This is a genomic window from Halioxenophilus sp. WMMB6 (genome assembly GCF_033283405.1).
Classification (GTDB): Bacteria; Pseudomonadota; Gammaproteobacteria; order Pseudomonadales; family Cellvibrionaceae; genus Halioxenophilus.
In genome coordinates this window covers 80,151-96,725 of record NZ_JAWMQR010000014.1, presented here as the reverse complement: position 1 = coordinate 96,725, position 16,575 = coordinate 80,151, and the positions used below count along the sequence as shown (strand labels likewise).

9 protein-coding genes are annotated in these 16,575 nt (G+C 52.4%); 1 reads left to right on the top strand and 8 read right to left on the bottom strand.

The genetic code is table 11. From position 1 onward, the window contains the following. Positions 1 to 1,840, bottom strand: a 1,840-nt coding sequence (locus SBL51_RS22655; RefSeq protein ID WP_317933477.1) for a hypothetical protein, incomplete at its 3' end; no start/stop codon positions are given. A gap of 961 nt (positions 1,841 to 2,801) precedes the next feature. Here SBL51_RS22655 and SBL51_RS22650 point away from each other — a divergent pair. Further along, entirely contained in the window at positions 2,802 to 4,994 is a 2,193-nt protein-coding gene (locus SBL51_RS22650) for a tetratricopeptide repeat protein (RefSeq protein WP_317933476.1), read from the top strand. A gap of 176 nt (positions 4,995 to 5,170) precedes the next feature. On the opposite strand, the gene sucD is transcribed toward SBL51_RS22650, so the two are convergent. The 7 genes from sucD to sdhA form a co-directional block, all read right to left on the bottom strand. Further along, the gene (sucD, locus tag SBL51_RS22645) at positions 5,171 to 6,043 is read right to left on the bottom strand and encodes a succinate--CoA ligase subunit alpha (protein ID WP_317933475.1); all 873 of its coding nucleotides are present in this window, start codon (positions 6,041 to 6,043) and stop codon (positions 5,171 to 5,173) included. A 14-nt stretch (positions 6,044 to 6,057) separates the two neighbouring features. Next, positions 6,058 to 7,221 carry an ADP-forming succinate--CoA ligase subunit beta gene (gene sucC, locus SBL51_RS22640; protein ID WP_317933474.1) on the bottom strand — a complete coding sequence of 388 codons (1,164 nt, stop codon included), beginning with the start codon at positions 7,219 to 7,221 and terminating at the stop codon, positions 6,058 to 6,060. A gap of 344 nt (positions 7,222 to 7,565) precedes the next feature. Beyond that, a complete protein-coding gene (lpdA, locus tag SBL51_RS22635) occupies positions 7,566 to 9,005 on the bottom strand; it encodes a dihydrolipoyl dehydrogenase (RefSeq protein WP_317933473.1) in 1,440 nt (479 codons plus the stop codon). Positions 9,006 to 9,099: 94 nt separating this feature from the next. Continuing rightward, a complete protein-coding gene (gene odhB, locus SBL51_RS22630; RefSeq protein WP_317933472.1) occupies positions 9,100 to 10,614 on the bottom strand; it encodes a 2-oxoglutarate dehydrogenase complex dihydrolipoyllysine-residue succinyltransferase in 1,515 nt (504 codons plus the stop codon). A gap of 107 nt (positions 10,615 to 10,721) precedes the next feature. Then, positions 10,722 to 13,556, bottom strand: coding sequence for a 2-oxoglutarate dehydrogenase E1 component (locus SBL51_RS22625; protein ID WP_317933471.1), 2,835 nt, complete (start codon positions 13,554 to 13,556; stop codon positions 10,722 to 10,724). Between the two features lie 528 nt (positions 13,557 to 14,084). After that, positions 14,085 to 14,789: a succinate dehydrogenase iron-sulfur subunit gene (locus tag SBL51_RS22620; RefSeq protein ID WP_317933470.1), complete on the bottom strand. Its 705-nt coding sequence runs from the start codon at positions 14,787 to 14,789 to the stop codon at positions 14,085 to 14,087. Positions 14,790 to 14,806: 17 nt separating this feature from the next. Continuing rightward, complete coding sequence (gene sdhA / locus SBL51_RS22615; protein WP_317933480.1) at positions 14,807 to 16,570, bottom strand: succinate dehydrogenase flavoprotein subunit; 1,764 nt, start codon at positions 16,568 to 16,570, stop codon at positions 14,807 to 14,809. Between the last annotated feature and the right edge of the window lie 5 nt (positions 16,571 to 16,575).

Below are 16,575 nucleotides of genomic sequence, written 5' to 3'. Positions count from 1 at the left end.
GAGGCCAAGTTACAACGCCACCGCTTTCGGTACCACCGTCGCTGGCCGAAACAAAGGAGGTATTGGCCGGTAGCGTCATAGCTAATACCAAATCTTGAACAGCGCTACCGCCTCGATTGCCGTAGCTCAATTCGTAGTCGAACACCTCTTCTGCGGCAACCACCTGCTTACTCGCTGAGGTGTTCAAGTCCAGGCCAGTGGTGGTTTCATAAAGGACGGTGGGTTTTACTCCCAGCGTGTAGTCACCACTGCCTTCGGTCAATAAAGCGTGGGTCACCATCGGTTCACCATCGATGGGGCTCTCATCGAATAGCGAGTAAGAGATCACTCGGGTTTCACCGGCGTCCAGCTGACCAATGGTATAAACACCCCACTCCGCTTCGCTGCCATTACAAATCGAGGCAGAACAACCGGTGGGCACTGGCAAGGAGGCAGACGCTCTGAACGCTGCCCGGTTCGGGGCCACTACCCGCAACACCACATCTGCCAAACTGCTGTTGCCGGTATTCGAAACCACATAGCGGAAGTAACTGAATTGGTCACCGTGCATGCTGTCACCGGTTACCGTGACATCCAGGTTGAGATCAACTCCCTCGCGAATTACTACGCTCTCGCCAGCTCGAACCAGCGATGGGCCAGCGGTATTGAGTTCAGCTTTGCTGACCAGTACTTCACCATCACCTAATCCAGTATTGGCTTGCACAGTGACAAAACGCTTGCCGGCTACGCCGGTGTTCAACGTGGCGAGGTCCCAACTTACCACTCCGCCACTCTCAGCACCGCCATCAGTCGCTGAGACAAATGTGGTATTGGCTGGCAAGGTCATGGCTAAGACTAAATCTTGAACTGCGCTACCGCCTCGATTGCCATAGCTGAGTTCATACTCATACACCTCTTCCGCTGCTACCACTTGCTTACTTGCCGCAGTACTCAATACCAAGCTAGTAGTGGTTTCATAAAGTACGGTTGGCTTAGTGCCCAGGATGTAATCATTACTGCCATCCACTAACACAGCGTGGGTCACCATTGGCTCACCATCAATCGGGCTGGAATCGTACAGAGGATAAACAAATACTTTAGTTTCACCGGCATCTAACTGCCCGATCTCATACACAGCCCACTCTCCTGCATCACACACGGAAGAGGAGCAGCCAGTGGGGACCGGCACAGAGTCGGTAGCCCCAAAGGCTGAGTGTTGCGGCACCATCACACGCAAGGCCACGCCGGTCAGACTGCTGCTTCCGGTATTGGAAACCACATACCGGAAGTAACTGAATTGATCACCGTGCATACTGTCGCCGGTAACGGTGACATCCAGATCGAGATCGATACCCGAATCCACAGCCAGAATTTCGCCACCAGTTGCCAATGTGGAACCACCACTGCTAAACGCAACATCGGTACTCAACATCATCCCATCGTTTGCGCTGCCGCTAACCATCGCGGTAAATAAGCGTTTGCCGCTGGTACCGGAATTAACGACACCTAAATCCCAGGTGATGGTGGAGCCGGAGAGCGTACCGCCGTCACTGGCGTTCAAGAAGGTGGTACCCGATGGTAATAGTGCGGTTAAAGTACCGGGGTTGATGGCACTGGCACCGATATTACCGAAGCTCACCTCGAAAGTGACTTCATCACCCGCTTCTACAAGTTGTTTGGCTGAAGAGACCACCACCTGCGCAGTCGGCGCAGCATTTACGGTGGAGGAGATCGAACTGGAGCCCGCCGTGGCATCGCTGGCATGGGCGAGGTCGAAAGTAATATCAATGCTCGATCCATCCACCGCAGTGGATTGCACAAACAGAGGAATAATAATGACCTTCGATTCACCATTGGCCATGCTGCCAAGTGACCAAACCGCAGTCTCACCAGTATTACACTGTGATGATGAACAGGTGCCCGTGGATGCAGGAAAAACCGCTGCCTCATTAAAATAGGTTGTGGCGGGAATTGTTGTCGAAACCGTTACCGAATCTCGAGTTACGCCATCCGTATTAGCAACAACTACCTTGTAATAGAGATAACTATTTGGCTCTGCCGGATCGTTGGTAATTGCAGCGTCTATATTCAGAGCAACTGCCGCTTCAGAGATAAAAAAAGAAAATAGTAGTAGCAGAATAGGAACAAGCACTCCCTGCTGACCGAATCGACGTGGCACACCCATGGCCGTCATCCCCTAATAGTTAGTAATTGTAAAGGCACTCCTATAAGGGCTCTATTATTGAAGAGTGAACGGAAAATTCATTGGGCAGTTAAATCGAGTAAGTGCCAGTTAATGGCAGTTAAAAACTGTTAACTGGGATTTCAAAAGTTGACACCTGTCGCACAAATAGTCATTATATTTTTCAGAGATGCTGTAGATGACGATTTTATGACGCCAACAAAAATGCAGAAAGTGGTGAGCAAAAGTAGAGAAACGCTGTTCACCCACAGAGAAAAGTCACGACATTTACGATATCGCGTAGTTAAAAACAACTACTTAGTAACAGGCAAAACAGCACAAGGATAGTGAGTAGCATCTGCCAAGGATTTCCTTCACACTCCCTTCGTCGAAACACAACCAGTGGCGTAAATTGACACCGGGTGATTAGCTATTTCAGTGAAAATAAACGTCACAAAGAGCACGCTGGATTCTTTACACGACAACCCAGCACTGACCAGCTGGCGCCAAATGTAAGAAAAACGTAAAGGCTGTCAGCTAAGTTACTAATTCTTTATTAATGCAAAGCAATCAATCTGTACAGAAAGTAGGAAAGAACACTGAGTATTGAATATATTTAACTAGCTGAAATTTAATTGCGATGACCATTAAGAGCACAAATGGAGTTGTTAGAAAAAGAGGCATACGCGCCTCTAAAGTGAAGCTATACAAGGCTTTATCTAACGCTAACATTAAAACTCAAGGTGCCCTGGCCGACCGCATCGCTGACCTGGAAAACAGCGACACCAGCCCCACCAGCTTAGTTAGCCGAATTTTTCGAGAACAGGCGGTAGACCCAAAATCTTTGGAGCGCGTTGCACGAGCACTTGGAGTCGAGGCCCATACACTCTACTTAACCGCTGCCGACATACAGAATCCACTTATACCAGCACACCAACAATCTGAACTCAAAACTCAAACAGCGTCATTATCCAGCGATACAATAGATGCAGACTCCAGCAACTCGCTTGCAGAAGAGCCCCCCTTTGAAAGAGCCCCTTCAAAAACACAGAAGCAGGTAGAAAACATAAACCCTGCCACAAAGCTGTTACCAAGCCAGAATGAGAATGCGACACAACAGAGAGCACACCACAGACAATTAATAGTAAAATCCTTGTGGGTTATTGGTTTTAGCATTGTTCTTATCGCCATCGTGGTTCTGGCTCCCACTAAAAATCCACAGCCAGAAAAAAGCAGTGAAAACAGCCTCATCAAACAAGCCTCGCACTCAAAAAATATTTCAATAGCACTGCTAAACAACGACGACTTTCCAAGCGACACCTTCGCAAGCGAAATTATCGGAACTTCGAACAACCAAATTGCATTCACAGAGGTAGACATCTCTCTTGATTTAATCGACAAACCACCTTGGCAGCTGGCAAAAAGTTTAGCCGCCGACTATTTATTGCAAGCAGAGCTCTTTAAGAAAGGGCGCCATCATGGGCTATTGGTAAACCTTGTCAACCAGGAAAGTACAACTGCTATCTCATCCTTGGTGTGGTCTGGCGATTTGATTCCTACATCACAACAGAGGTTCATTAAAAGTCTTTCCAAAGAAATCAACAAGCAGCTCACAACCGATGTAGATCCAACACGCCCTGAAAATGTTTTATCCAAGGAGGCCATTCTAGCTTACCTCACCGGTAAGGCACTGCTTGATAAACCATGGACGGAAGAGAACGTCGCCAGTGCACAAACCTACTTCATGAGGGCCCTTCAAAAAAATGAACAATTTATTGAAGCACGAGCAGGCTTATGTAGCACCTGGTCAAAACTGAGCCTTGTTAGATTTGACAAAAAATACTTGGATAGCGCTGAAATAGAGTGCAATAAAATAAACAATACCACACAGAAAAATATAGAAGCGCTATCGGCCTTTGGCGAGTTACAACGCAGAAGAAACCATTTAAATGAGGCTATTACCGCCTACACCACAGCCCTCTCAATTAACGCCAACCACATAGATTCAAAAATAGGGTTAGCAGAGAGCTATGCCGCACAGGCCAACCAAACGCATGACCCAAACCTATATCAAGAAGCGCTTTCGGTTCTGAACCACAACTTGACCAAGCAGACGGTGTTTTGGCGAATTCCCTATACCACCGGTAGAATTTATTACCTGATGGGAGAAACTGATAAAGCCATTGCATCGTTTGAAGAGAGCTTGGCAATTGACTTGAATTTCAGTAACGCCAACAACTTGGCTGTTATGCACTTCTGCTATGGGGATTTGAACAAAGCCTGGGATGTTTTTTCTCTGGCAAAAACCATCAGCGGCTCAGACCCCAGAATCGACTACCAAATTGGTTCGATCTACCTATTTAACAGAGATTTTGACCACGCCATCGACTCAATGAAGAGCTATTTACAAACCACTTACTACCATGGTGGTGACGGCCAGACCGATGCGCTTATGGGTATAGCAGAGTCGTACCGCAATAAGGGTGAGGCAGAAACTGCTGTTGAGTTTTATCGTAAGGTTATTGTTCAAACCGAAAACGATAAATTACAGGGAGACTCTTCCAAGACCAATGCCGCAAAAAGCCTTTACGCGAAAATAGCAACAGCCACACTGACAGGCTCAATGTCAGCAGAGAGCAGCCAGCACTATAAAGCCAGCACCAAAACGCTTTTGCAGGAGAGCACCGACCCCTCTACCCTGACCTGGTTAATGCTCTCTTATAATCTGCTGAATGAGGAGCAACCCGCATTAGAGCTTTACCGACAACTTGCCAATACCTGCAGCGGTTACGTGGCTTATCCTGGGTTAGAAAAATATGCACATATGGATTAGTCTTTAGCGGGCAACAGCAATATTTCTCCGCACCCGAATTAATCCATCCGAATGCCAGTAACCACCCCCATCCAACCTGAGACAAACCGGTAGAAAGTCCAAATTTGCAACACCACAGCCATAAAAAAAGGTGGCCAAAGCCACCTTTTTTCCAACTGCTATTGCGTATCTCGCAATTACCAGCCGGTTATCTCTTTCAGGGTTTTGCCGATATCGGCCAAGCTGCGCACGGTGGCAACACCGGCGCCTTGCAGGGCTGCGAATTTCTCATCAGCAGTACCTTTACCACCAGAGATGATGGCACCGGCGTGGCCCATACGCTTGCCAGGAGGTGCAGTCACACCGGCAATGTAGGAAACCACAGGCTTGGTAACATTCTCTTTGATAAACGCTGCCGCTTCTTCCTCAGCAGAACCACCAATTTCACCAATCATTACGATGGCTTCGGTTGCTGGATCCTCTTGGAAGAGAGTCAGGATATCAATGAAGTTGGAGCCCGGAATTGGGTCACCACCGATACCAACACAGGTAGACTGACCAAAACCGAAGTCGGTGGTTTGTTTAACCGCTTCGTAGGTCAGGGTACCAGAGCGGGAGACGATACCCACTTTACCAGGCAGGTGAATGTGGCCAGGCATAATACCGATTTTGCACTCTCCCGGAGTGATAACACCAGGACAGTTAGGGCCAATCAGACGTACGCCCAACTCGTCACACTTCACTTTACACTCCAGCATATCCATAACTGGGATGTGCTCAGTGATACAAACAATCAGCTTGATACCACCAAACGCCGCTTCCAGGATGGAGTCCTTACAGAAGGGAGCCGGAACGTAGATAACTGAGGCATCGGCGCCTGTGGCCGCAACCGCTTCTTTCACGGTGTTGAACACAGGCAGACCCAGGTGAGTGGTGCCGCCTTTACCGGGGGTAACACCGCCAACCATTTTGGTACCGTAAGCGATGGCTTGCTCAGAGTGGAAGGTACCTTGACCGCCAGTAAAACCCTGACAGATCACTTTAGTTTCTTTGTTAATCAGAATACTCATTGTGCTATCCCCTATTAACCTTGAGCCGCTTTAACAACTTGCTCTGCAGCGTCGGTCAGGCTAGTTGCAGCAATGATGTTGAGTCCGCTGTCAGCCAGAACTTTGGCACCCAGGTCTGCGTTGTTACCTTCAAGGCGAACAACCACAGGCACCTTAACACCTACCTCTTCTACCGCACCGATTACACCCTCAGCAATCAGGTCGCAACGCACGATACCACCGAAGATGTTGATCAAAACGGCTTTAACAGCGTCATCGGCCAGGATAATTTTGAAGGCTTCGATAACACGCTCTTTGGTTGCACCACCGCCCACGTCGAGGAAGTTGGCAGGCTTACCGCCATGCAGGTTAACAATATCCATGGTTCCCATGGCCAGACCAGCACCGTTAACCATGCAACCGATGTTACCTTCCAGAGCCACGTAGTTCAGATCCCACTGGGCAGCGTGTGCTTCACGGGCATCTTCCTGGGAAGGATCGTGCATCTCTTTCAGTTCTGGATGACGGTAGATGGCGTTGCCATCGATCACAACTTTGGCATCCAGGCAGTGCAGGTTGCCTTCAGTGGTGATAACCAGAGGGTTGATCTCCAGCAGAGCCAGGTCTTTTTCCTGGAACATTTTTGCCAGGCCCAGGAAGATGTTGGTGAACTGCTTGATTTGCGCACCTTCCAGACCAAGCTGGAAAGCCAGCTCACGACCCTGGAATGGCTGAGCGCCAACCAGCGGATCAACCGTGGCTTTCAGGATTTTTTCAGGAGTCTCTTCCGCCACTTTTTCGATCTCTACCCCACCTTCAGTAGAGGCCATAAATACAATGCGACGGCTGGAGCGGTCTACCACGGCACCCAGATACAGCTCGTTGGCGATATCGGTGCAGGATTCAACCAGAATACGGCTGACCGGCTGACCTTTTTCATCTGTTTGATAGGTAACCAAACGGTTGCCTAACCACTTTTTAGAAAATTCTTCGATTTCAGCTTTAGAGCTAACCAGCTTAACGCCGCCAGCTTTACCTCGACCACCGGCGTGAACCTGGGCTTTTACCACCCATTTATCACCACCAATTACATCTGCAGCAGCAGCCGCTTCTGCGACGGTCTCAGCCGCAATACCTTGGGATACAGGCAGACCGTATTCGCGAAACAGCTGCTTGCCCTGATACTCATGCAAGTTCATGACGTTATTCCGTTTTGTTGACTCTGTTTGGCCTTCGACTGTTGCCAGCTTCCCGCCTAAACAAGTTTGACATCCGCAGGAGTTCGCCTCCTGCGCCCGAGCGTCTCTGCAATAACTGGGCAAACACCCGCAACAACTCTGGTGATTAACAACACCCAAAACTGCCTCGGTGGCTTGCGCAGATATCCTTTTTTTGACCAGTGCCTAATTCTAACCGGCCGACCCAGAACTCTCGTGGCCTGAGCAATTATCCCTATTATGTTTGCGCCGGTGCATCCATTACCGGCTGTTTTCGGTTACGAGCCGCAAAGGTAGCGGTCCGGTGCCATTATGTACAGCGATTACTATCGCTTTTTGCGATTGGGCATGTGAATAGCGTGGCCGTTGACCGCCAAGGCCGCCTCTTTCACCGCTTCGGAGAAGGTGGGGTGACCAAATACGGTCATACCAATGTCCTCGGCGCTGGCACCGAACTCCATGGTCATCGCCACGGATTGAACCAGGTCAGAGGCCGCTGGGCCAACAATGTGGCAACCCAATACGCGGTCGGTCTCGGCGTGGGCCAAAATCTTAACCATACCGTCCGCCTCGTTGGCGGCCACTGCACGACCAATGGCCATGAAGGGGAAGGTACCCTTGTTGTAGGGTACGCCGTCGGCTTTCAATTGCTCTTCGGTTTTACCGACAGCGGCCACTTCTGGGTGGGTGTAGATGACGCTGGGGATAATGTCGTAGTTGATCAGGGTTTTCTCGCCGGCGATACGCTCAGCCACCATGACCCCCTCTTCCGAACCTTTGTGCGCCAGCATCGGGCCACGCACCACATCACCAACCGCCCAGACACCTGGAGCATTGGTGGAGCAGAGGTCGTTGACATAGATGAAGCCACGCTCATCCAGGTTGACGCCGCTATCGGCGGCCAGCAGGCCCTCGGTGTAGGGACGACGGCCAACACAGACAATCAGCTTATCGAAGGTTTGCTTCGCTTCATTGCCGTCTTTATCACTGTAGGTCACCTCAACTTCGCCATTATTGACGGCAGTACCGGTAACACGGCAGCTCAGGCGGATATCCAGCCCCTGGCTTTTGTAGATCTTCTGGGCCATGCCAGCGATCTCCTGGTCCATGGTGGCCAGAAAATTGTCCATCGCCTCAAGCAGGACCACTTCCGAACCCAAGCGGCTCCACACGCTGCCCAGCTCCAGGCCAATCACACCGGCACCAATCACACCCAAGCGCTTCGGCACTTCAGAAAACTCCAGGGCACCGGTGGAGTCGACGATCACATCGTTATCGACCGGTGCGACCGGGATGGCGACTGGCTGGGAGCCGGAAGCCAAAATGACGTTCTCGGCTTCCAGTGTGCTGGTGTTACCTTCGAAATCGGTGTATTCAACCTTGCGACCGGCCAACAGCTTGCCAGAACCATACAGAGCGGTAACACCATTGGCTTTAAAGAGGCCGGCAATACCACCATTCATCTGCTTAACCACCTGATCTTTGCGCTTGACCATGGTGGGCACATCGATGGCGACTTCACCGGTGGAGATGCCGTGTGCCTTAAAGGCGGCGTGGGCATCGTGGAATTTGTGAGAGCTGTCGAGCAACGCCTTAGAAGGAATACAGCCAACGTTCAAGCAGGTGCCACCGTTGACTCCTTTGCCTTTGCTATCTTTCCATTTCTCAATACAAGCAGTTTTTAACCCCAGTTGAGCAGCTCGAATGGCTGCAACATAGCCCGCAGGACCAGACCCGATGACGATAACGTCGTATTTTTCCGACATATTGAATTCCTAGCGTTGCAAATGACTTTATAGATTTAATTGTGGGGCGAGCGCATAACAGGCTTGTTACCAGCGCTCGCCCGGCGACCCAAACTTAAATTTGCAGCAGCATTCTAGCGGGGTCTTCGATGATCTCTTTGATTGCGACCAAAAACTGAACGGCATCTTTACCATCCAGCAGACGGTGGTCGTAGGAGAGAGCCAGGTACATCATCGGCAGGATCTCTACTTTACCGTTGACGGCCATCGGCCGGTCCTGAATCTTGTGCATACCAAGAATGGCGGACTGGGGCGGATTAAGAATGGGCGTCGATAGCAGCGAACCAAACACGCCACCATTGGTAATGGTGAAGGTGCCACCGGTCATCTCTTCAATAGAGAGCTTACCGTCGCGCGCACGCAGGCCGAAATCGCGCACGCTGTTTTCGATGGTAGCGATGCTCATGTCATCGACATCACGCAAAATGGGCACCACCAGACCATTGGGGGTAGAGACCGCCACCCCGATATCCTGGTAGCCGTGGTAGACGATATCGTCGCCATCAATGGAAGCGTTAACCTGCGGGAAACGTTTCAGGGCTTCGCAGGAGGCTTTGGTAAACATACCCATAAAGCCGAGGCGAGTGCCGTTGTGGGTCTTTTCAAACAGATCTTTGTACTGGCTGCGCAGATCCATCAATGGCTTCATGTTGACCTCGTTGAAGGTGGTCAACATGGCGGTGCTGGAGGTGGCATTGAGCAGACGCTCTGCTACACGCTTACGCAGACGGGTCATCGGTACCCGTTTTTCAACGCGCTCACCACCCGACAACGCCGGTGCCGCCGGGGCGACTTTCGGAGCTGCAGCCGGGGCAGGTGTCGGTGCTGGAGCCGGTTTGGCCGCCGGCGCACTGGCTGCGGATTTAACATCTTCTTTGGTGATACGGCCATCTTTACCGGTACCGGCCACCTGATCCAGGTTAACGCCGGTTTCGCTGGCCAGCTTACGTGCCGAGGGGCTGGCGAGTGTTTCGCCGTCGGAGCTGGCAGCAGCCGGTGCCGAGGCCGCCGCCGCAACCGTGGCGCCAGCGCCAGTGGTGATCTGACCGATTACCTGATTGCTGGTTACCGTGGCACCTTGCTCGGCTAAAACTGCCGAGAGCACACCGTCGGCCGGAGCAACCACTTCCAGTACAACCTTGTCGGTTTCAATATCAACCAACAGCTCATCGCGGGTGACGGCCTCACCGACCGCTTTATGCCAGGTGGAGACTGCCCCATCCTGTACAGATTCCGGGAAGGTTGGTGCCTTCAGGTCAACAGTTTCACCAGTGGCAGCGGCAGGTGCAGCGGTGCTTGCTGCGCTGGTGGCCGGGGCGGCGGATGAGCCATCGGCAGGAACAATCTTGCCAATAACCTCGTTGCTGAGAATTACCTCACCAGCACCTTTAAGAACTTCGCCCAGGATACCATCGGCGGGGGCTACCACTTCGAGCACCACCTTATCGGTTTCAATATCCACCAGAAGTTCATCTCGACTAACAGCGTCGCCGGGTTGTTTGTGCCAATTTGCAATTACACCGTCTTGTACCGATTCGGGAAAGGTAGGCGCCTTTATTTCTGTAGTCATTGTCGTTGATCTTCCTCAAGATACTACTTTGTCAGTTCATGGATGCCGGGTGTAAAACCCGCGTTTGCCTATGGATTAGGTGGGCGGACAAGCCGCCCGGTATTGGATTAGTCCAATGTCAACGCCTGTTGTACCAGGCGGTTCTGCTCCTCGACGTGGGTGGACATATAACCCGCAGCCGGAGCGGCGGATGATTCCCGACCTGCAAATTTAAGGGGCAGCTGTTTGGTAAGCTTTGCCAAAGCCCGATGAATGCGGTGTTGAATACCGTACCAGGCTCCCTGGTTCATCGGCTCTTCCTGACACCAGACAATGTCCTGCAGGTTTTCGTAACGGGACAACTCGGCCAGGGCCTCCTCTTCCGGGAAGGGGTAGAGCTGTTCGGCACGTACCAGGGCGACATTGTCTATATTTTGCTCCTCGCGCGCCTCTAGCAAATGGTAGTAGACCTTACCACTGCACATCACCACACGCTTGACGTTAGCGGGATCGAGTATCTCCTCACCAATCACATTGCGGAAGGTGCCTTGGGCCAGCTCCTCCAGGGTGGATGTCGCACGTGGATGACGCAAAATCCATTTGGGGCTCATCACCACCAGCGGCCGACGCATGGGGCGAATCGCCTGGCGACGCAGCATGTGGAACACCTGTGCGGGCGTCGTAGGGATACAGATCTGGATATTGTGCTCGGCACACAGTTGAACAAAGCGCTCCAAACGCGCCGAGGAGTGCTCAGGCCCCTGCCCTTCATAACCGTGCGGCAACAACATAGTCAGGCCACACAAACGACCCCACTTGTGCTCACCGCTGGTGATGAACTGGTCAATCACCACCTGTGCGCCGTTGGCGAAGTCACCAAACTGCGCTTCCCAAATGACCAGGCCATAGGGTTGCGTGGTGGCATAACCGTATTCGAACGCTAGTACCGCCTCTTCCGACAGGTACGAGTCGTAAAGTTCAAAGCGGGGCTGGCTTTCCGATAAATTGGCCAGTGGCGTATAGCTGGTGCCGTCCTTCTGGTTGTGTACCACCGCGTGACGGTGAGAGAAGGTACCACGGCCGCAGTCCTGTCCGGTCATACGCACCATGTAGCCTTGCTCAAGAATGGTGGCGTAGGCGAGCAGTTCCGCCATACCCCAGTTGAGCGCCTGACTACCGGCCGCCATGCGGACGCGATCTTCGTAGATTTTGGCTACCTGCCGCTGGATCTGGATACCGTCGGGAATGGCACACAGGCGGTTGGCAACATCACGCAGTTTCTGCAAATCGTAGCTGGTGTCACCGGCAATAGTCCAATCGTGGCCCAGGAACGGGCTCCAATCGACAAACATGGAGCTGTCTGGCTCGGAGACCAGGCCATCAGCCACCGACTCGCCGCGGTCCAGCTTGGCGCGATATTCGTTTGCAATACTGGTTGCCTGCTCATCGGAGAGCACCCCTTCGGCTACCAACGCTTCCGCATAAAGTGTGCGAGTGCTTTTGTGGTTACGGATCTGCTTGTACATCACCGGTTGAGTGGATGACGGTTCATCGGTTTCATTGTGACCGCGACGGCGATAACAGACGAGGTCGATAACCACATCCTTTTTAAACTCGTAACGGTAATCCATCGCCAGCTGGGCAACAAAAATCACCGCTTCCGGATCATCACCGTTGACGTGGAAGACCGGTGCCTCAACGAACTTGGCAACGTCGGTACAGTACTCGGTGGAACGGGCGTCCTCTTTCAGGCTGGTGGTAAAACCTACCTGGTTATTGATTACCAGGTGTACAGTTCCACCGGTTTTATAGGCGCGGGTTTGCGACATCTGGAAGGTTTCAAAAACCACACCCTGGCCGGCGAAGGCGGCATCGCCATGCACGGAGATAGGTACCACCAGGTTGCCGCTTGGGTCGTTGCGGCGATCCTGACGGGCACGTACGGAGCCCTCAACCACCGGCGAAACGATCTCGAGATGCGATGGGTTAAAAGCCATCGCCAGATGCACTTCACCACCCTGGGTCATCACGTTGGAGGAGAAGCCCTGGTGGTACTTCACATCGCCCGAGGTATCAACCAACTTCTTGCCTTCGAACTCATCGAACAGTGCCGCCGGGTTTTTACCGAGGATATTAACCAGTGTATTGAGGCGGCCACGGTGGGCCATGCCCAACACGATCTCCTTAGCACCAAAGGCACCGGCTCGCTTGATCAGCGCATCCAGCAATGGGATGAAGCTCTCTCCGCCCTCCAGACCGAAGCGTTTGGTACCTGGGTATTTACTGTCGAGGTGGCGCTCCAGTCCTTCCGCCGCCGTCAGGCGATCGAGCAGGCGCAATTTCACATCCCGGCTGTAACGCGGGTTGGCGCGCACGGTTTCCAGTCGTTGCAGTAACCACTGGCGCTCGGCGGCATCATTGATGTGCGTTATTTCCGAGCCAATCGAGCCACTGTAGGTCTCTTTGAGGGCGCTGATAATATCTTTAAGAGGCGCCTCCTGGACGCCGATCATCAACTCTCCGGTCTGAAATACGGTGTCGAGATCGGCATTGGTAAGGCCGTGATAGTGCAGGTCGAGGTCGGGTACCGACCGCTCTTGTTGTAAATTGAGGGGGTCAATCTGTGCTGCCCGGTGACCGCGCGAGCGGTAGGCATTGATCAGTTGAACCACCTTGATCTGCTTGCGCTCGTGCTCAAGATTGATGGAGCCACTGCCCAAGGGGGCATGGGTTCTAATCCGCTCTTTGGCTAGCTGGGCAAATTGTTCACGAATAATAGAGTGGGGCGTATCGGCGTCTAACACGCCCTCCACGCGGGGGAGCTGATCGAAGTACAAACGCCACTCTTCGGCTACAGCGTTTGGATCATGGAGATAGGTATCGTATAACTGTTCAACATAAGCGGCGTTACCGCCGGAGATATGGGAAGTACGCCAAAGCGCTTCCATAATGCTATCTTGCATTCTGCCCACCATGGTTACGGGCTCTCTACCTGCAAGAGGCGCTAAAATGTCACGGACCAACGCCGGAAGTCTTTGCGAACTTCGGCGGGCAGACCTTGGCAATTAATCTATAGGCGTTCTAAACGGCTTCTCAGCCGAATTTTGATCTGGCTCTAGAAGGGAGAGATCAAAATCACTTTTAATGGGAATGAGTTTTAGAGCGCGTTTCGCCTTACAGTTACAGATAGGCCGGATTCCGGCTCACCCAGGTATCGATAAAGTATTTGTGCCCTTCGTAAAACCTCCACGAAAAGCACTCCTGTCTCTCGTCTTGCCCAACTTGTGTAAATCTTCAGTTCACCCAGAACAGATAAACCTGTGCACTACTACCAGCCAGTTTCGTCACTCACTCCACCCTAAAGGGTGCAACGAGCTTTTAGAGCTCAGGAGTGGGAGCCCAGGTTCAAACCCCCGGGCTCCCAAATCCACCTACTACCTTAGACGGATTTTATCTAAAGGGCCACTCGACCTTGGTACGAGATGGGCCAATTAGGTTGCTGAACTAAGCAGCATATTGCGGATATGGCCAATTGCGCGGGTTGGGTTCAAACCTTTCGGACAAACCTGTACGCAGTTTTGGATACCGTGGCAACGGAATACGCTGAACGGGTCATCCAAATTGGCCAGACGTTTGGCGGTTTCAGTATCGCGGCTGTCTGCCAGGAAGCGGTAAGCCTGCAATAAACCGGCCGGGCCGATGAATTTATCGGGGTTCCACCAGAATGAGGGGCAGCTGGTAGAGCAGCAGGCGCAGAGAATACACTCGTACAGGCCGTCCAGCTTGGCGCGCTCTTCAGGGGATTGCAGACGCTCAATGGCCGGTGCCGGGGAGTTGTTCTGCAGATAGGGCTCAATCTTCTTGTACTGATCGTAGAATTGAGTCATATCGATCACCAGATCGCGGATGACCGGCAGACCAGGCAGTGGACGCAGAATCAGTTTGTTGTTTTTAACGCACTCAGAAAGCGCTTTAACACAGGCCAAACCGTTAACACCGTTAATGTTCACACCGTCAGAGCCACACACACCTTCCCGACAGGAGCGTCGGAAAGCCAGGCTTGGATCCTGAGCCTTGATCAACTCGAGCACGTCAAGGACCATCAGATCCTTGCCACCGGTATCGACTTCGTACGCCTTCATGTAAGGCACTTCGTCCGTATCGGGGTTGTAACGATAAACCTCAACTTTCAACATATCTATTACTCCCAAAATTAGTAAGTACGGACTTTCGGCTCAAACCGTTCAACGGTTTTAGGCGCAAAGTTAACGGCACGCTTACCAACGCGTTTCTCGCCGGGGAAGAACATAGAGTGGCACAGCCAGTTTTCATCGTCGCGCTCTTGGAAATCTTCACGCGCGTGGGCACCACGGGACTCTGTGCGCACCTCTGCCGCAATGGCAGTGGCTTCAGCGGTCTCAAGCAGGTTTTGCAACTCAAGAGCTTCCAGACGGGCAGTGTTGAACGCGTTGCTCTTGTCGGCCAGATAGACGTTTTCGATACGCTCACGCAGTGACGCCAGCTTGTTAATACCTTCCTGCATGTAGTCGCCACGACGGAATACACCGAAGTGGTTCTGCATGATGGTTTGCAGCTCTTTGCGCAAGACTGCGGCGTTTTCGCCTTCGCTGGAACCGTTCACCTTGTTCAGACGAGCCATAGCCGCATCGATATCGGTGTCGCTGGCGTCGCGCATTTCGATGCCTTCACGCAGCGCTTTCTCAATAAAGAGACCAGAAGCACGACCGAAGACCACCAGGTCAAGCAGGGAGTTACCACCCAGACGGTTGGCACCGTGTACCGATACACAGGCGATCTCACCACAGGCGTAGAGGCCAGGAATGACAACATCGTTGCCGTTGGCATCTTGAGTTAGTGCCTGGCCATGGATGTTGGTTGGGATACCACCCATCATGTAGTGACAAGTAGGCACGACAGGGATTGGCACCTTAACCGGGTCGGCGTGAGCAAAGGTACGAGACAGCTCACAAATACCAGGCAGACGGCTCTCCAGAACCTCTTCACCCAGGTGGTCGAGCTTCAGGAATACATGGTCACCTTCCGGACCGCAACCGCGGCCTTCGATGATCTCCAACACCATGGAGCGAGCCACTACGTCGCGGCCAGCCAGGTCTTTGGCGTTAGGTGCGTAACGCTCCATGAAGCGCTCGCCGTCCTTATTGATCAGGTAGCCACCTTCACCGCGGCAACCCTCAGTGACCAGTACACCAGCACCGGCGATACCAGTCGGGTGGAACTGCCACATTTCGATATCCTGCACCGGTACACCAGCACGCAGAGCCATACCGACACCGTCACCAGTATTGATGTGGGCGTTAGTGGTAGAGGCGAAAATTCGGCCGGCACCACCGGTGGCGAATACGGTCGCTTTGGATTTTACGTAGACGGTCTCACCGGTTTCGATGCAGATAGCAATCACACCAGTCACTACGCCATCCTGGTTTTTCACCAGATCAACAGCGAACCACTCGTTCAGGAATACGGTGTTGTTTTTGATGTTGGTTTGATAGAGCGTGTGCAGCAACGCGTGACCGGTACGGTCGGCGGCGGCACAGGTACGGGCAGCCTGGCCACCCTTACCGAAATCTTTAGATTGACCACCGAACGGACGCTGATAGATACGGCCTTCTTCGGTACGGGAGAATGGCAAACCCATGTGCTCCAGTTCGAATACCGCTTCTGGGCCTACAGAACACATGTACTCGATAGCGTCCTGGTCACCGATGTAGTCGGAGCCTTTAACGGTATCGTACATGTGCCAGCGCCAATCGTCGTTCGGGTCAGCACTGGCGATCGCACAGGTGATACCACCCTGAGCAGAGACCGTGTGCGAGCGAGTAGGAAATACTTTGGTAATTACTGCCGTTTTAAAACCGGACTGAGCCATTTGCAGGGCAGCACGCATGCCGGCACCACCGCCGCCAATCACAATGCCATCAAATGAGATAGTTCGCATGTTTG